13 protein-coding genes, 1 tRNA gene and 1 pseudogene are annotated in these 17197 nt (G+C 43.2%); 9 read left to right on the forward strand and 6 right to left on the reverse strand.

Features of this window, described 5'->3' with window-relative positions; genetic code table 11:
• Positions 1-51: 51 nt before the first annotated feature.
• Positions 52-1245, reverse strand: a complete 1194-nt coding sequence (locus tag R7041_RS00760) for an acetate/propionate family kinase (protein WP_017821080.1) — start codon at positions 1243-1245, stop codon at positions 52-54.
• 468 nt (positions 1246-1713) lie between these two features.
• Between R7041_RS00760 and R7041_RS22695 the strand changes: the two genes are divergently transcribed.
• Entirely contained in the window at positions 1714-1944 is a 231-nt protein-coding gene (locus R7041_RS22695) for a hypothetical protein (protein WP_224721257.1), read from the forward strand.
• Between the two features lie 71 nt (positions 1945-2015).
• A pseudogene (locus R7041_RS22700) lies at positions 2016-2259 on the forward strand (EAL domain-containing protein); the annotation flags it as partial.
• Positions 2260-2331: 72 nt separating this feature from the next.
• On the opposite strand, the gene R7041_RS00770 reads toward R7041_RS22700, so the two are convergent.
• On the reverse strand, positions 2332-4263 hold the full coding sequence (locus R7041_RS00770; protein ID WP_005375680.1) for a DEAD/DEAH box helicase: 1932 nt from the start codon (positions 4261-4263) through the stop codon (positions 2332-2334).
• Between the two features lie 413 nt (positions 4264-4676).
• Here R7041_RS00770 and rnb point away from each other — a divergent pair, with 413 nt between their 5' ends.
• Entirely contained in the window at positions 4677-6680 is a 2004-nt protein-coding gene (rnb, locus tag R7041_RS00775; protein WP_064369182.1) for an exoribonuclease II, read from the forward strand.
• Positions 6681-6751: 71 nt separating this feature from the next.
• Positions 6752-7561 (forward strand): helix-turn-helix transcriptional regulator, encoded by an 810-nt coding sequence (locus R7041_RS00780; RefSeq protein ID WP_064369181.1) that lies wholly within the window; start codon positions 6752-6754, stop codon positions 7559-7561.
• Positions 7562-7594: 33 nt separating this feature from the next.
• On the opposite strand, the gene R7041_RS00785 is transcribed toward R7041_RS00780, so the two are convergent.
• Positions 7595-7948, reverse strand: coding sequence for a DUF3024 domain-containing protein (locus R7041_RS00785; protein WP_064369180.1), 354 nt, complete (start codon positions 7946-7948; stop codon positions 7595-7597).
• A 266-nt stretch (positions 7949-8214) separates the two neighbouring features.
• Here R7041_RS00785 and R7041_RS00790 point away from each other — a divergent pair, with 266 nt between their 5' ends.
• Entirely contained in the window at positions 8215-9039 is an 825-nt protein-coding gene (locus tag R7041_RS00790; protein WP_064354614.1) for a phosphate ABC transporter substrate-binding protein, read from the forward strand.
• Between the two features lie 63 nt (positions 9040-9102).
• Here the strand turns inward: R7041_RS00790 and R7041_RS00795 are convergent, their stop codons facing one another.
• The gene (locus tag R7041_RS00795; protein WP_005375670.1) at positions 9103-9783 is read right to left on the reverse strand and encodes a MaoC family dehydratase; all 681 of its coding nucleotides are present in this window, start codon (positions 9781-9783) and stop codon (positions 9103-9105) included.
• A gap of 329 nt (positions 9784-10112) precedes the next feature.
• On the opposite strand from R7041_RS00795, the gene R7041_RS00800 reads away from it, so the two are divergent.
• Positions 10113-10203: transfer RNA gene (locus R7041_RS00800), tRNA-Ser, on the forward strand.
• 161 nt (positions 10204-10364) lie between these two features.
• Here the strand turns inward: R7041_RS00800 and R7041_RS00805 are convergent.
• Positions 10365-11915, reverse strand: coding sequence for a PAS domain-containing methyl-accepting chemotaxis protein (locus R7041_RS00805; RefSeq protein ID WP_025768974.1), 1551 nt, complete (start codon positions 11913-11915; stop codon positions 10365-10367).
• Between the two features lie 285 nt (positions 11916-12200).
• Here R7041_RS00805 and modF point away from each other — a divergent pair, with 285 nt between their 5' ends.
• Positions 12201-13655: a molybdate ABC transporter ATP-binding protein ModF gene (gene modF / locus R7041_RS00810; protein WP_064369179.1), complete on the forward strand. Its 1455-nt coding sequence runs from the start codon at positions 12201-12203 to the stop codon at positions 13653-13655.
• Here modF and R7041_RS00815 read toward each other — a convergent pair.
• Positions 13643-15115 carry an EAL domain-containing protein gene (locus tag R7041_RS00815; protein ID WP_005375659.1) on the reverse strand — a complete coding sequence of 491 codons (1473 nt, stop codon included), beginning with the start codon at positions 15113-15115 and terminating at the stop codon, positions 13643-13645. The two genes, modF and R7041_RS00815, sit on opposite strands and share 13 nt — an antisense overlap.
• A gap of 348 nt (positions 15116-15463) precedes the next feature.
• On the opposite strand from R7041_RS00815, the gene R7041_RS00820 reads away from it, so the two are divergent.
• Both R7041_RS00820 and R7041_RS00825 read left to right on the forward strand, forming a co-directional pair.
• Positions 15464-16198, forward strand: coding sequence for an IclR family transcriptional regulator (locus tag R7041_RS00820; RefSeq protein ID WP_005386192.1), 735 nt, complete (start codon positions 15464-15466; stop codon positions 16196-16198).
• Positions 16199-16204: 6 nt separating this feature from the next.
• The gene (locus R7041_RS00825; protein WP_033907142.1) at positions 16205-17044 is read left to right on the forward strand and encodes an arginase; all 840 of its coding nucleotides are present in this window, start codon (positions 16205-16207) and stop codon (positions 17042-17044) included.
• The last annotated feature ends 153 nt before the right edge of the window (positions 17045-17197 follow it).

A 17197-nucleotide genomic window follows, 5' to 3' on the forward strand; every position in this document is an offset into this window, starting at 1 on the left:
TAAAAAAAGCGAGCACGAGGCTCGCTTTTAACTTTCTGTTTTCGTTATATATTACAATAGCTCAACCGATTGTTTGGCTATCACAAATTCCTCGTTAGTAGGAATAACAAGAGCTTTGGCACCTAACAACTCAGATGTTGCAATAACACCTGCGTTACCAAATCTTGCATCTTCGTTACCTTTCTGATCTTCAACAAAACCTAACAGTTTTAGGTTTTTCAAGATTTCACGACGAATTGGTAGTGAGTTTTCACCAATACCACCAGTGAAGATGATGCCGTCTAATGAATCCAGAGCCGCGAGGTAGGATGTAATGTATTTCGCAACGCGGTAAGTGAAGATCTCAAATGCCAACTTCGCACGTGAATTCCCCGCTTCCATTGCTTCTAGTACGCCACGAGCATCACTTGTCACACCAGATACACCTAAGAAACCTGACTTCTTGTTCATCATCTCGAACACTTCGTCTTTTTCCCAGCCTTTACGGAAAAGGAACTCGATAACACTTGGGTCGAGGTCACCACAGCGAGTGCCCATCATTAGGCCAGCTAACGGCGTCAAACCCATACTTGTATCAACACATTCGCCATTTTTAACCGCACTCACTGATGCACCGTTACCTAAGTGCACAGTGATAAAGCTGCTTTCTTCAACCGGCTTATCTAGCATTTTCGCTGCTTCACGGCTTACGTAGTAGTGGCTTGTGCCATGAGCACCGTAACGACGCACTTTATGCTCTTCGTAAAGCTCGTAAGGAAGTGCGTACATAAAGGCTTTGGCTGGCATTGTTTGGTGGAAAGCAGTGTCGAATACAGCAAATTGAGGCAGTGAAGGGAACGCCGCCATTGCCGCTCTCATGCCTTCAGCGTTCGCTTTGTTATGAAGTGGTGCAAGTTCAGCAAGGCGCTCTACTTCTTGAATAACTGTTTCATCAACTTTCACAGTTCCTTTAAAGGTTTCACCGCCTGCGACAATGCGATGGCCTACAGCGACAAATTTTGAGCTCAAACCTAGAGTTTCGAGTAGTTTTACCACTCGCTCAACAGCGTACTGATGATGGTTACCGCCAGCTGGAATTGCTTCAACGGTTTTTTCTCCCTGATATTTCCAACTGATTTCAGCTTCAGGTAGGCCAAAACACTCACCAATACCTGATACCAAAGCTTCACCGGTTTCAGAATCAATAACAGCAAATTTTAATGAAGAGCTACCAGAGTTGATCACCAGTACAAACGAATTAGACATGAAATAGTTATCCTGTTGTAGAGCAGAGGTTGTAATAGCGCTTGTGCGCTGCGTACTTCTTGTTTGCCCCTCTATTATTCAATAATTTTTTAATCTTTCAACAATCTTTTAGTAAAAGCGATTTGATTGAACAAATTTTGTTGATCTGTAGCAAGTTTTGATTTTATTTGAAGACTAAAAAATATCACTTGTTAAACATAATTTATGAATAGGTCAATTTGTACAAAGTCAGATATATAAGCTACGTTGTTTATTGGGTGAACAAAAATAACAAACCAATCAATAAATCGGGGTAATAATGTGCCCACTATTGCATTTCTATTAGTGATCTTAGGTTTGATTTTGCTCTGCTGGGGATGGCAGATGACAAAAAACATCTGCTCGAAAACTGACGTAACCGGGTGGACTTTCCTATTATTGTTAATCAGCTGTTTCATTTTTGCTTATGCCGTTTTTTTGCACGCTATCATGCAAAAACCTATTACTTCTCTCTTAGAAACGGGGGTTTCTCTTATACTTTTTGGCGGCAGTATCTTTGTCGTGCTGGTGATTAAGTGGAGCAACGATTCGATATTAAAGCTTCATACTGTTGCTGAAAGAGAGAAGCGCAATGCCGTCCATGACGCTCTTACTGGGCTCCCTTATCGTAAATACTACTTTGAGTCTATCGAAGACATGACACAACCTGAAGGCCAATGACTGATTCAAATTATGAGATAACCTCAAAAACGTCGAAAGATTGATAATACGTTTCAAGGTAAGCTGGTTAATTTCTTTTCACAGCAAGCCGCACTGAAGGCTCCCGCTCTATCGTTGAGAACACGATTGCGCTAGCACATGGATTAGGGTATTCGGTCGTAGCAGAAGGCGTTCAAGACATGGACACACTGCATTTTTTGAGAAGTCGAGGCTGTGACATCATTCAGGGTTACTTGTTCTGCCCTGCCCTTAGACGAAGTAATAAGTTGGGTAAACAAACACGATGAAAAGCAAAACCGTATTAGACGCGCATAAAAAAGCCGAGCGCTTTGCTCGGCTTTCAATTCTTTTTGTAGCAACTTAAACCGTCGCTTTAATCACTCGTGATTATGCGTCTGTACGACGGCCACGACCGTGACCACGTTCACCACGATGTGCACCACGGTGATCACCACCACGGTTGCGATCGAAACGACGTTCGCCACCTTCACGATTACCATCGCGGTTGCCGTCACGGTTACCACGGAAACCACCTTCGCGACGACCGCCTTCACGACGATCACCACCACGATTGCCGCCTTCGCGGTTGCCACGGTAACCACCGCCATCACGACGACCACCATCGCGACGACCACCGTCACGGCGACCACCACGAGACTCGCGGAAATCATCGAAGTCACATACTACAGCACCAACATCTTGTTGACGGATACGTAGTTTGCTTAGCTTGTTCGCCGCGTCTGAAGTCATTGCTTTAGGTAGCTGTACGAATGTGTGACCTTGAGCTAGTTTGATCGCACCGATAGAACCTTTACCTAGACCTAGTTCGTTTGCTAGAGCGCCAACGATGTCTTTAACTTGAACGCCTTGCTCACGACCAACTTGAAGCTGGTAAGTATCCCAGTCTTGGTTGTTGAAGTTACGACCGCCGTCGCGACCACCTTCACGGCGCTCTTTACGACGTTGCTTGTCACGCTCAATTGCTTCAACCATTGGGTCTTCGCCAATATAGAACAGAGGACGTTTGCCTTGCTGACGCTTAAGAAGCATAGCAGCAAGTGTTGCAGGGTCGATGTCTAGAGAAGTTTGTAGTTTCTCTACCAACTCAGCAAATTTGTCTAGTGCTTTGTGCTCTTTCTCTGCTTCAAGCTCAGCGCCTAGCTTAGCTAGACGAGCTTCAGCAACTTGGTCACGTAGAGGAAGTTGGATTTCTTCCATAGATGACTTAGTTACACGCTCGATAGTGCGAAGCATACGAATTTGGTTAGTGCGAACTAGAAGGATCGCTTTACCTTTACGTCCAGCACGGCCAGTACGACCGATACGGTGGATGTATGACTCAACATCAAATGGGATGTCGTAGTTGAATACGTGCGTAATACGTGGAACGTCAAGACCACGAGCTACAACATCAGTTGCAACTAGGATGTCAATAACACCTTGTTTGATGTGATCAACAGTACGTTCACGTAGAGACTGAGGAATGTCACCGTGCAGTGCAGCTGCTTTGAAGCCACGTGCAGATAGCCAGTCAGCCAGACGCTCAGTATCTTGACGAGTACGTACGAATACGATTGACGCGTCAGTTTCTTCAGTTTCAAGAAGACGAGACATCGCTTCATCTTTCTCTACACCTTTCACTACCCAGAACTGTTGTTGAACTTTGTCTACAGTGTGGTTTTTACCAGCAACGTCAACCGTTACAGGGTCACGAAGGAAACGTTCAACGATCTTCTTCAGCATTGGAGGCATAGTTGCAGAAAACAGAACGCGTTGTGCTGACTCTGGAGCGTGCTCCATGATCGCAGTTACGTCATCTACGAAACCCATGTTTAGCATTTCGTCTGCTTCATCAAGAACGAAAGTACTAACTTCGTCTAGGTGTAGACGTTCGCGATTGATAAGATCTTGAACACGGCCTGGAGTACCAACAACTACATGAGCGCCACTTTTAAGAGCACGCATTTGGTCGACAATAGATGCGCCACCGTAAATCTCTAGAACTTTCAAACCCTTGATATTTTTACCAAGGTTTTTCATTTCCGCTGCAACCTGAATTGCCAGCTCACGAGTCGGAGCAAGTACAATCGCTTGCGGTTTGCGTTGGTTTAGATCGAGTTTGTTGAGAAGAGGCAGAGAGAACGCTGCTGTTTTACCTGTACCTGTTTGAGCTTTACCCAGCGCGTCAGCACCTTCCAATAGGTGTGGGATTGCCGCAGCCTGAATTGGAGTTGGTGACACGAAACCCATTCCGTCTAGAGCAGAAAGGATAGAATCATTCAGAGATAAATCACTGAATTGAATAACAGAATCTTGCATTGGGATCCTACTTAATTAAACAAAAAAACAGTCCCATATGCTCTTCCAATTCGATACTGATCCATCCAGATACTGATTCCATTCAGACGGGAACACAGCACAGTACACAACCGCGATAAGCCATTAGGGACGACTAAGGGAGGCGGATTATTCCTTAAAAGCATAAAAAAATCCAGAAAAAATTGAATTACATCACAATTTATTCTCAACAATGGTATTTTTAGCATATTTTTCCACCAACCCTACCATTCCCCGTAGATTCGCGTAATTCACAGATGAGAATTTCATCAATATTTAAGCCAATTTCTCGTGGTTAAATTGGCAAAATTCACGGCGAAATTACGCTCCACAGGTAGTAATAATAGCTCGCAATGATTATAGTGTGCCCAACTCCATAGGTAATTTAAGAAAAGATGTTTCAAGATAACCCACTACTCGCTCAGCTTAAGCAGCAAATCCAAGAAAACCTGCCTAAAAAAGAAGGCTCAATAAAAGCCACAGATAAAGGCTTTGGCTTTTTGGAAGTGGACAGTAAGACTAGCTTCTTCATCCCGCCTGCGTACATGAAAAAGTGCATGCACGGTGACAAAGTCGTCGCCATTATCCGCACCGAAAATGAACGCGAAGTTGCAGAGCCACAAGAGCTGCTGGAACAAGCCGTGACTCGCTTTATTGGTCGAGTAAAAATGTTCAAAGGCAAGCTCAACGTAGCACCTGATCACCCACAGCTTAAAAAGCTATCTCTTAAAGCGAAACTAAAGAAAGGTCTTAAACCTGACGAGTTCGCCGAAGGTGATTGGGTTGTCGCACATCTTATTCGCCACCCTCTAAAAGGCGATAACTCTTTCTTCGTAGAAATTTCTGAAAAAATCACTGACGCGAATGATAAAATTGCGCCTTGGTGGGTAACGCTTGCTCAAAACGATCTACCAAACTCTGAGCCAGCAGGCATCGATAACTGGGAACTAAAAGACGACGCGGAGCTAGAACGCGTAGACATGACTCATGTTCCATTCGTCACTATCGACGGTGAATCGACTAAAGATATGGACGATGCGCTGTACGCGAAGAAAACCGTATCTGGCGATTTCGAACTCACCATCGCTATTGCGGACCCAACCGCTTACATCACACCTGAAGATGAAATGGATAAAGTAGCGCGTGAGCGTGGCTATACTATTTATCTTCCAGGCCGCAACATCCCGATGCTACCTCGCGATTTAGCGGACAACCTATGTTCTCTGATTGAAGGAGAAACCCGCCCTGCTATTTGCTGTACCGTAACGGTAAGTAAAGATGGTGTGATTGGCGACAATATTAAATTCTTCGCAGCAAACATCAAATCACATGCACGCCTAGCATACGATCACGTGTCTGATTGGTTAGAAAACGGCAGCTCTGAAGCATGGACGCCATCTGAAGAGATCGCGACCATCGTTCGTGATCTTTATGAGTTCTCTCTTGCTCGCGCTGAATGGCGTGAGAAAAACGCAGTGGTCTTCCCTGATCGTCCTGACTACCGTTTTGAGCTCAGTGAAGATAACGATGTAATTGCTATCCACGCAGACATGCGCCGCAGTGCAAACCGTCTTGTTGAAGAATCCATGATTACCGCAAACATCTGTGCAGGTCGTACATTACGCGATAAATTTGAAACAGGTGTCTTCAATACGCATGCAGGTATCAAGAACGAGAAGATTGAAGAAGTGGTTCAACTTGTCAATCCAGAAGGCCAGTTGGAGTTCACAGCGGAGTCTATTGCTACACTAGAAGGCTTTGCTGCGTTGCGCCGCTGGTTGGCAGCTCAAGAAACGTCTTATCTAGATAACCGTATTCGTAAGTTCCAAGCATACAGTGAAGTGGGTAATCAGCCTCTGCCTCATTACGCAATGGGTTTAGACATCTATGCAACTTGGACATCACCAATTCGTAAATACGGTGATATGATCAACCACCGTATGTTGAAGGCCGTCATCCTTGGTAAAGAACCCGTACAAAAACCAGATGACCAAGTAGGCGAAGAGCTAGCTCTACATCGTAAACATCATAAAATCGCTGAGCGAAATGTCTCAGATTGGCTATATGCACGCACGCTTGCTGATGAGCCGAGCAAGAAAACTTGTTTCACAGGTGAGATTTTCGATATTAATCGTGCAGGCGCACGTGTCCGACTTCTCGAAAATGGCGCAGCAGCCTTTATTCCTGGTGCACTAATTCTTGATAATAAAGAAAGAATTGAGTGCAATGGCGACAACGGTACCATCTCTATCGATAAAGAGGTCGTATACAAACTTGGGGATACATTGGAAATTGTCCTTACGGACGTAAACCAAGAAAACCGCAGTTTAGTTGCAAAGCCAACCCAGGTATTCGCTGAACAACCAGCAGCACAAACAGAACAGACTGTAAGTGAATAATACCGAATGAAGTTAAAAGGCGCTCTATTGAGCGCCTTTTTTATTTGTTATGTAAAACGATAAGAACGAGTATGCCGAACATTGAGATCATTCGCTTTAATCACTTCACTGCGCGCAAAAGTGAGCGTTACACTGCAACACATAATGGGTTATATATTGTTGAAGAAGGTGCCCTATTAGTTCATCAACCTAATGGCGAGCAATTTGAACTTAAAGCCGGAGATTTCACACTCTATAACTCCGCAGATCTGAGCAGTGCAGAAGCCGTCTCTAGTGACGGAAGCTTTAAAGCACTGGCTTTAGTCTTCAATCCAAATATATTCTGTGACTTTAAGAAAGCGCACCCGATGCTACGTTCCAAAACGGAAGAAAGGCGCTTCTATCCTTTTTCAACGCAATCCAGTAGCGAAGTAGCACAATTGAAGGACATGTTGGTTAAGTTAGCGAGTCGCAATGCTCCAGACTACACACAAAGCCATATCGCAATGGCATTGCTGTCGTTGATGGTTGAGGTAGAGCCAAACATCCTATCTATCATAGATGATGCAAGTAGCCTGAGCGACTCTCAAAAAGCCATTAAGTACATTGAGGGTAATATTGAAAAAGACATCACGCTAGAAGGCTTAGCGGCTCATATGAGCATGTCCATCGCGACCTTAAAACGTCGCCTCGCCGCAGATGATCTTTCGTTTTCTCAGATATTAAAGGTGAAACGGATAAACTTCGCAGCAACCCAACTGCGCAAGTCAGAAAAATCAATAACAGAAATAGCGTTTGAGTCTGGTTTTAAAAGTGCAGCGCATTTCAGTACAGCATTTAAATCCGTTTACAACATGACCCCCAAAGACTTTAGAAACCAAGTTGTTAGGCCTAAAGTATAAATCATGTCGGCATTCGCATCCGTTGGGCTCGCCCTATTCCCAAAAACACGCTTGAGGATCGCGCTCCAACTCGTTGAGTAAGTCCTCAAGCATTCGGCTAAATGGAAGTAGCTTATAAGGCACCCACCTTAACAGCTCGTTGTGATATGTGGGAACATAGAAATACCAAAGTTGGTTGTCCTCATCAAACATGATCTTCGCGACGGGAGAAGTATACTCGCTATGCTGGGAGTCGAGGAGAAAATGCGCCCGATGAAGCTCAACGCCATTTTCTACTAGCTCATAGAGGCACTTGCCCTGTTCGACAGGCAAGTTAGCATTACGCGCAGAACAGAGCGATTGAACTGATTTGTATAAACGACTTGTCGCCATTTGGGACACTGACATCAACGTTCTCCCGATGGATGATAGTTAGAGCTGTCGATCCTAGTATATAACCTTTACATCATCACCGATGGTAGTTATCTACCTAACTCAAGTATAAGATAGCTATATTATCATTTGCCCAGATTATCATCTCAATCCACTTGGAAACGCTAGCTCCATCACCTCTTGACTAGAAACAATTCCTTTGTTTAGCGCTAACAGTTCACAAAAGTGTAACCTGAACGCAATATCATAAACTCTGCTTTATCCCGTATATGGAGTTTAATATGTTACGTTTTACTGTGGCGACGTTATTGGCCATAGCAGTCTCCCTCCCTACCATTGCAAAAGAAATCAACATCTCAGGTTCAACGTCGGTTGCTCGTGTGATGGATGTACTTGCTGAGGAATACAACAAAACACACCCAGACGATTACGTTGCTGTTCAGGGCATTGGTTCGAGTGCTGGTATCACCATGGTCAATAAAGGAGTAGCCGAAATAGGCATGAGCTCTCGCTATCTGACTGAAAGCGAAAAAGGTGAAGATCTCAATGTATACCCTATCGCTTATGATGGCCTCGCTGTTGTTGTAAACCGTACCAACTCTGTAGAAAACCTTTCTCAGCAACAACTATTTGATATTTACAAAGGTAAAATTAAGAATTGGAAAGAGGTCGGGGGCGCAGATCAGCCTATCGCGGTGGTTACTAGAGAAGCGTCTTCAGGTTCACGTTACAGCTTCGAAAGCTTGCTGGGACTGACCAAAATCGTTAATGATCGCCTTGTCTCGGATATCAGCCCAAACAACTTGGTTGTAAACAGCAACAGCATGGTAAAAACCATTGTTAACCATAACACTCGCGCCATTGGTTTTATCTCTGTAGGGTCAGTAGATCGCTCGATCAAGGCGATTCAGTTAGATGGTATTGACCCAACCTCGACAAACATTAGCAATCATAAGTACAAGTTGGCGCGACCATTCCTAGTGCTATACAAAGTAGATAAGATTAGCGATGCAGGTAAAGGTTTTATCGCTTTCCTTCGTTCAGAGCAGGGACAAAAAGCGATTGCAGGTTACGGTTATACGCCAGTAAAAAACTTTAATCAGTAAAAATGAAAAAGAGAGCACCTTGATGCTCTCTTTTACTATGTCGTGTTCTATCCGGTTTCGGAATTAGAAATGCAGTTGAATTACAGAGACCACAACCGCACCAGGTCGACGAATACCTTCAATTTCCACTTTAATTTCGCGCTCAATCTCCAAACCTTTTTTGATTGGCGTTACTTTTGTTAACGTGCTGACTGCACGAACATTATTGCCTGCTTTGACAGGGTAAGGGAAACGGACTTGGTTTAAACCCAAGTTAACTACCATCTTAGCTGTTGGGAACATTGGCTTGTCTGGATCGACTGAATCCGTCAGTTTAGGCAGCAATGCTAATGTTAAAAAGCCATGAGCGATAGTTGTCTTAAATGGAGATTCAGTTGAAGCACGCTCTGGATCAGTATGAATCCATTGCATGTCTTCCGTTACCGCACCAAATTGGTTAATACGTTCTTGAGACACATGAACCCAATCACCAGTGTGAATAACTTCGCCAATTTTTTCACTTAACTCGTCATAAAGCTTTTGAGCCTCAGGTGCCATTACGATCGGTGCAGGTTGAGGTGCAACTTCTTCGTTGACGGCTGGCTGCTGATGATCACGAACTTTTGAGAAAAGAAAGCTATTTTGAGCTTTCCCCAAAAAGTCACTCCAATAATCGCGTAACGTTGGAGACATCCAATTCATAAACTCGGATTGATGAGCAGAAATCGCATCAACTTTGTCTTTAAATAGATTTGTGACCTTCATAAACACCCTTAAGAATTCTAAGCACAACTGGCTATACCAGTTAATTTTGAATTAGTTCACAAAGTCTTGCAAATACTTTCGGGCGAACACATGTACCCTAAAAGCATGTTATGTCTTATATATCAGCAAGATAACAATAAAACACCATTTTATTGACGTGCGCCAATATAAAGTAAAAACTCTATAAATTGGTACTTTTTGTCCCTTTTTCACTCCGTTTTCAAACTGTCCAACATCACATCAGTGATCATAAAACAAGCAAACAGTACTTCTATTATAATTCAGCACTTTACAAGTCGGACTATGCTCCTTATTATACCGCCCACAACGGAGAGATGGCTGAGTGGTTGAAAGCACCGGTCTTGAAAACCGGCATACGTTAATAGCGTATCTAGGGTTCAAATCCCTATCTCTCCGCCACTTATTTAGAGAGCTCGCATTTATTGCGAGCTCTCGTCGTTTTAGCTCTTACAAAAACGAGATTTAGAAATCCTCGCTCGTAAGCGAATCCAGCACTTCACTATATTCCAGTTAAAAGCCCGCTAATGTTTAGCGGGCTTTTAACTTCGATTTTCTAAAGTTTAAGCAAACTTCTTAATCATTTCAGACAGGTCATTGGTGCAATTTTGCACTTTGGTGTTCATATGATTCGTTTCAGTCATCAGTTCATACGATTCACTGTACTTTAAATTAAGCGACTGGATGTTTTCATTTATTTCATCCGTTACATAAACCTGCTCTTCTATCGCGACCGCAATTTGTTGGTTTCGTTCGACGACGTCCTGAACAAGGGACTCCAGTTGTTGAATGCTATCCAAAGCAGTACCTAGCAATGTTACCGTTCCGGTCGACATTTCATTACCTTTCTCTAACGCAGAAACCGCTGATTTGCTCCCATTTTGAATCCCTTCAATGGCCGATTTAATCTCTGTTGTCGATTCCTGAGTTCTTTTAGCTAAGGTTCTCACTTCATCTGCTACAACGGCAAACCCTCTGCCTTGTTCGCCTGCCCTCGCGGCTTCAATTGCAGCGTTCAACGCTAATAAATTAGTTTGTTCGGCAATACCATTGATGACTTCAACAACGGTTCCAATTTGCTCGGTTTGTTGGTTCAAACGTATGACCACTTTAGATATTTCGCCGAGCTCACCCACCAGCTCTAGTACCGATTGGTTAACATTATCGATAACGCTACGGCTGTCTATCATCGTATTTTGCGCTTCTAACGTAGCCTCGGCGGTCGCTTGAGCATTATTTGATATCTCAGATGAAGAGGCTTGCATCTCGTTGACCGCTGTTGCGACCGAGTCAATCTCCACTTTCTGTGCGCTTAAGTTCTCCGTCACTTGCTGGCTATTTGTCGCAGCACTGTTAGCACTTGCGCGCGTTTTTTCGCAAGAGTCTTTTACAGACACGCCAACGCGCCCCAATAGCGCATTGGCAAATTGCTTACGCATCTTCATACCCAGCTCAATCTCAGCCAGATCGTTGATTCTTCCGCAATAAATATATTCCATGAGTGGATTGTTGAAGTCTTGCCTAGCCTGTTTAGCGAGCTTCTCAACTGGTCTGGTTAATACATAAATAGAGAAAACGGAAAGTAACGCAACAACGCCAAACGCTATCACTGGTGATTGATTCATTTGTAGAATGAGTAAGCCAAGAAGGTTTGAAATTAAAAGGAAGAAGGCCGATCTCATCCACAAACGTGTACGAGGAAGATACATTTTCCACGGCTTACGATTATTTCGAAGCTTCGAATACGCTTTTTCCGCTCGCTGGATGTGTATACGCTCAGGTTTAAATCTCACTGATTGGTATTCCACAACTTCACCATTAGATTTTATAGGAGAAGCAAACGCGTCAACCCAATAATAGCCGCCGTTTTTACGTCGATTTTTGACCATTCCCATCCAGTGTTTGCCAGTTTTCAGGTGAGTCCATAAATCTTTAAAAGCCTGTTTTGGCATATCAGGATGACGCACAACATTGTGGGGTTTACCGATAAGCTCCCCTTCATCAAACCCCGCTACTTCATTAAAGTTTTCACTGGCATATTTGATGTAACTGGAGGTATCGGTAATGGAAACTAGGCTGTAACTCGAAGGGTAATCGTATTCCGTTTCACTCATAAACATGTGTCCTTACATTGATTAATTAACAAACGGCAAATATGAATTTATCAGCATAGCATTTACATGCATAATGATAGATTGATTCAAAAATAAAACAAAATTATTGACAAGCTTACTTGTTACTTAATGACTCTAGTCGCATTTTTATCCTCTAATACAAGGCTTCGTTGATATGCACAAGACTGAGCACTGTTCAAAATTAATACACAAAAGCGCTTCCGTACTGAGTTCGTAAATTGTTATAAGTAATCCACTAAAACGAAAACAAGGAAGACAAACACAATGACTATTCACTTTCGTCAGCTTGCAGCTAAGAGAAACACGACACACTTGTTTATTGACGATTGGAAAATTAACACTCAGCAGTCTTGGGGGATATTCAGCGCGGATGGAGATATTGGCTCTCTGCTTGGAGACCTTATTTGTGATGAAATATCACCAAATAGTGGGGAAATTGAGCTAAATGGGCTGTCCGTTGCGCAAGTGTCGTTATCAGAGCAACAGCGATTACTGGAAAGAGAATTAGAAAAAGATGATACGGATTTTCTTGATCGTATCGACCAAGGAAGCACTGTTTATTCATTAATCCTAGAACAAAGCCAAGACACTAACTTAACTGAACAGCTAGTTAATGACCTCGACCTAAGTCATCTTAGAGATAGTGGCTTCCGTGTTCTCTCTACCGGAGAAACCAGAAGAGTAATGCTCGCCCGAGCTTTAGCCACACAACCTGACTTAGTATTACTCGATAATCCATTTACTGGCTTAGATATTGCGCACCGAGCTGCTCTCGCTCGCTATTTACACTCGCTTTCTCAAAATGTGCAACTACTCATAACCTTCTCTCGCGAATCTGACATGCCTGAGTGGATCAATAGCATCGCGCTTTTCAGTGCAGGAAAGCTTGATAGTACAATGGATAAGTCCAGTTGGGATAATCATCCAATCATTGGACAAATTAAATCTCAGTCAGAACAACAGAGTGAAGAAATGATGAGCTTGATACGTCAGCATCAGCACTCGACACCATTCAACAACCCAATATTTGAACTAAAGAATGGGGCTGTTGAATATACCGATAAGAAGATTTTTACTGGCTTGAACTGGCGCATAGACAAGGGCCAACATTGGCAGGTCAAAGGTCCAAATGGTTGTGGAAAGAGTACCTTACTTGGATTGATCTTTGGCGATCATCCGCAATGCTACAGCAATGACATTGATATTTTTGGTAAAAAGCGTGGTACTGGCGAGACAATCTGGGAAATTAAGCAGCATATCGGTATGGTGTCTTCAGCGCTACACCTCCAATATCGAGTCAATTGCAGCGCATTAGAAGTCATTTTGTCAGGATTTTACGATTCGATTGGGTTGTATAACCAGCCAACTCGCAAAGAGATGAATATTGCAAACGAGTGGCTCGATATCTTACATATGAGCCAGTACAAAAAAACCTCATTCAAGCAATTAGAGTACGGTCAGCAGCGACTATTACTGATTGCAAGAGCCATCGTGAAACAACCCACATTATTGATTTTGGACGAGCCGTATCAAGGGTTAGATTTTTTGGGTAGACGGTTAGTTAAGAACACACTTGAGCTCATCGCTAGAGAGAATTTAAGCCAACTATTGTATGTGTCTCACTACCAAGAAGACCGCTTAGATAGCATCAAAAATGAGTTAGAGTTTGTGTTTGATGAAAATGCTCAGTGTTATAGAGCTAACGTCTACCAATCATAATGACTTCGCTGCGCAAGCTGCTCATAAGGTAATGGTTTGGAGTACAGGTATCCCTGATGATATCTCACTCCCATCTTCTTTAAGTGTTCAGCTTGCGCTATGGTTTCCACGCCTTCAGCGATCAATTGTACTTGTAATTCTTCCGCGAAGTGAACCATCGCTTTTAAGACAGAAGCACTAAGGCTAGGAATACCAATAGTTTCGACAAAGCACTTATCGATTTTTAAGTAATCTATGCGCATGTGCTGTAGAAATGCTAACGAGGTTTGGCCAGTTCCAAAATCATCGATCAGCACATCAATACCATGCACTCGCAGCGCTGCAATGCATTTTCTCGCCTCTGAATCAATGAGCTGACGCTCCGTTATCTCTACCCCTAATGAGACTTTGTTTCGGCTCAACTGTCTGTCGAGCAATTGAATTTTTCTGATCGCGTTTGGTCCGACTAAATAACCAGGCGGCACGTTAATACCAAGGTGGACAGGCTGATCAAAGCCTAATTTACTGAAGTCCTCTGCCGCTTTATCCAGAACGAAATCAGTAAGTAAAAAAACCAATCCACTTTGCTCTGCCGCAGGGACAAACTCATCCGGAGAAATGAACCCCTTACTTTGATGCTCCCATCGCACTAGCGCTTCAAACCCGAATAACTGGCCGGTATCAACGTTAACTTGCGGTTGGTAATACAGGGTCAACTCTCCTCTTTTTATCGCTCTTTTAAGATCCAGTATCAAATTGCGATGGGGATCAATAAACTTATTCAACGCATACAAGCAAAGGTAGATAACGAAAATAATTGGAATTGAGTACAAAAAATAGGAAAGTGTTCTCTGTTTGACGAAAAGATCGCTGGCTTCGCTCAAAGCTTCATACTCAAACATTTGCGACGATTTGATACCGATAGGATTACTTCCCGCTCTTAATGCTCCTTCAGGTGAAACTTGATCATGGATAAACAGCGCAGAGCGTTTTAGGCGTAAATCGTTGTTAAACCCTATTGTTGCATTAAAGTAGTCATGATCGATAATCGTTACGGCTTGATAACCGCGCTCTCCCTCCGTTACCACAAGCAAGAACTGATCGTACAAGCTATCAACACTACCAAACGCTAGCGTTTGTCCCTTAGGAAAGGTGATGTGCTCAGCTAACGGTTTAGAGATACTTCCCAATTTCGAAGAACAAGTAATGACTCCCTCTTTCACAATGAGCATTTCTTCAATATCTCGTTCAAACATTAAGCTTTGCTGGAGCTCTTCACATCGTTCAGGGTGTAGCAACGCCGTGCGGTTTTCTGTCTCTATTTGGAATAAAATTTCATCTGCAATTTGCACATTTTTTTCTAATAAATGATTGAGATTGTTTTGCACGCTTTCACGAGCTAAATACAAAACCTCTCCAATAACCAAGGGAATAGGCAGAAGAAAAATGATGGCTTTTTTAAAAATCGCCTTATTCAGCATATAAAAGTAACCTTTTATAAAACCGATTTACTGAGATGGTACCTCGATTCCGATACCCGCTAGCAACTCACGTTTTTTAACATTATTTGTTTGGATTAACTCAGTATGCGAAACGCTGAGTAATACCGCAAACTAAACAATGTCTTATTCACTCCTGTTCCAATTTAGTATCAAGCGCCTCAAACCTGAGACTTTAATTCGACACCATGTTATGTCTATCGGTACTTGCGAAAGTCTTTACCTGTCTGTTTCTCATCATGTAAGAATTACCCATTAAAATTATTTTTCTTTTCTCAGTGATTAAGAATTATATTTGTCGTAACTCCTACAACACGTTACAACACTCTCATGACGACAAACAAAGCTAATGCTAACCAGGTAAACGAAAAATCACTGCAGTTGTTAATGCAAGTTGCAGTTAGTCCGTTCCCAGTTTCTGCGAAAACGCTAAGCGAGCAATTGAACGTTCCTTTAAGCAGCCTTTACCGACACTTAAAACTGCTTAAAGAGTGGAACTTGATCGAAGAAAGCGTTCACGACAAGACATTTGTCGTTGGTCCGGCGGCATTATTACTCATGCACAGCTATGAGACCGCGCAACATGGGCTCGACATGGTCGAAACCATACTGGCTAGGTTGGTACAACAAACCGGGGAAATGGCCGCTTATATGGTACCAGCGGGTTATCGTGCGCTTTGTGTCAGACAGAAAGAAAGTATGCAGGCGCTGCGTTGCAGCTTCGTCCAGGGTCAAAGTCAACCTCTGCTGCGCGGTGCCTCATCTAAAGTGATGCTTGCTTTTATGCCTCAAAGTCGATGCGAGAAAATCTTGAGATATTTTAATCAAGATCACCGACGTGACGAGTGGGAAAAAGAGCTCACAACCATCCGTAAACACGGATATGCCGTCAGTACTTCTGAGATTGACCCTGGTGTTTCAGGTATTAGCGCACCGGTAATGAAAGGAAGCAAACTGATTGGCGCAGTCTCGGTGATGGCTCCGGCCCACCGAGTCGAAAAGGATAAGCAGCGCATTATTTTACATGTACTGCAAGCGGCAAGGGCACTACCACCAGAAAGGTAATTCATCATGTTAAGCTTTTTCAAACGCTATAAACTCCACCACACCGTGAAACAGCCGCAGCATTACCCTTTTTCTTTTATGACAGTGTGTGAGTATTTGCCACCCATGTCTAAGGGCGCGTTTGAATTAGCTGATCAAAGTTTGGAAAATGCTAGCGATTGGCTATACCAACAGCATGATCATGAAACCGCTGAAAACTTTGGTCACTTCAACCACGACAAGCTGGAAAATGGCGAGTTTCAGGAAGCATTAAGCCTTTCGCTTTCTCGCCACTCAATTCCTGTTTTAGTCACTAACTGTACCGAGGCAATCTTGTCCATGTTACCTGTGGTCGTATCCTATCGAGACGAAGTGGGTGTCGTAAATATCGGGCATAACATGAACTTGAAGCCGACACTTGAGCCACGCTTAGGCTCTGCATTCCATTTTGCTCTTTCTCGCTATCAAAACGTACGATTGTTTTTTGCTGGCGTCAGTGAGCAAGAGACGAAGCAGGAAACGTGGGAATACGCGGAAGATCAAGGTTGTGATTGGGTGACCGAGAAAGAGTTTTCTTTTCGTCATCGCAATAACGTTAAGCAACAGATCGGCAATTACCTAGACCACTGCGACCAAATAATCATTAGCATCGACCTTGGATCTCTAAAAACCAAAAACAGCCTTGATGGCGCGTCAGAAATTGATATCCAAATGGTTCTACGCACGATTAGGCAATGTTTGGTTGCAGGTAAAGTGCGAGCAATTCAGCTCGTTGGCGATCGAGATTGTCTGGTGTATTCGAGACAAACGAAAGCCATACTAGAAGAGTTATATCAGATGGCCCCACTCATCGTTCACGCTGCCTAGCGTTATAAACATTCAGAATCAGGATCGCGTCCTTCCTGATTCTGAACCAACATGCTTACTCATTATCCTTAACTAACAAATAGTTACACATATAAAGCGACACACATCACACTTACCTCTTGAACTAACCTGACACTTACGTTGTAATAAGGC

This window comes from Vibrio sp. 1751 (genome assembly GCF_033339895.1).
GTDB lineage: Bacteria > Pseudomonadota > Gammaproteobacteria > Enterobacterales > Vibrionaceae > Vibrio > Vibrio alginolyticus.

Coding starts and splice junctions, on each gene's coding strand:
- R7041_RS00760 (WP_017821080.1), bottom strand. CDS start 1,245: ATGTCTAATTCGTTTGTACTGGTGATCAACTCTGGTAGCTCTTCATTA.
- R7041_RS22695 (WP_224721257.1), top strand. CDS start 1,714: ATGCAAAAACCTATTACTTCTCTCTTAGAAACGGGGGTTTCTCTTATA.
- R7041_RS00770 (WP_005375680.1), bottom strand. CDS start 4,263: ATGCAAGATTCTGTTATTCAATTCAGTGATTTATCTCTGAATGATTCT.
- rnb (WP_064369182.1), top strand. CDS start 4,677: ATGTTTCAAGATAACCCACTACTCGCTCAGCTTAAGCAGCAAATCCAA.
- R7041_RS00780 (WP_064369181.1), top strand. CDS start 6,752: ATGCCGAACATTGAGATCATTCGCTTTAATCACTTCACTGCGCGCAAA.
- R7041_RS00785 (WP_064369180.1), bottom strand. CDS start 7,948: ATGTCAGTGTCCCAAATGGCGACAAGTCGTTTATACAAATCAGTTCAA.
- R7041_RS00790 (WP_064354614.1), top strand. CDS start 8,215: ATGTTACGTTTTACTGTGGCGACGTTATTGGCCATAGCAGTCTCCCTC.
- R7041_RS00795 (WP_005375670.1), bottom strand. CDS start 9,783: ATGAAGGTCACAAATCTATTTAAAGACAAAGTTGATGCGATTTCTGCT.
- R7041_RS00805 (WP_025768974.1), bottom strand. CDS start 11,915: ATGAGTGAAACGGAATACGATTACCCTTCGAGTTACAGCCTAGTTTCC.
- modF (WP_064369179.1), top strand. CDS start 12,201: ATGACTATTCACTTTCGTCAGCTTGCAGCTAAGAGAAACACGACACAC.
- R7041_RS00815 (WP_005375659.1), bottom strand. CDS start 15,115: ATGCTGAATAAGGCGATTTTTAAAAAAGCCATCATTTTTCTTCTGCCT.
- R7041_RS00820 (WP_005386192.1), top strand. CDS start 15,464: ATGACGACAAACAAAGCTAATGCTAACCAGGTAAACGAAAAATCACTG.
- R7041_RS00825 (WP_033907142.1), top strand. CDS start 16,205: ATGTTAAGCTTTTTCAAACGCTATAAACTCCACCACACCGTGAAACAG.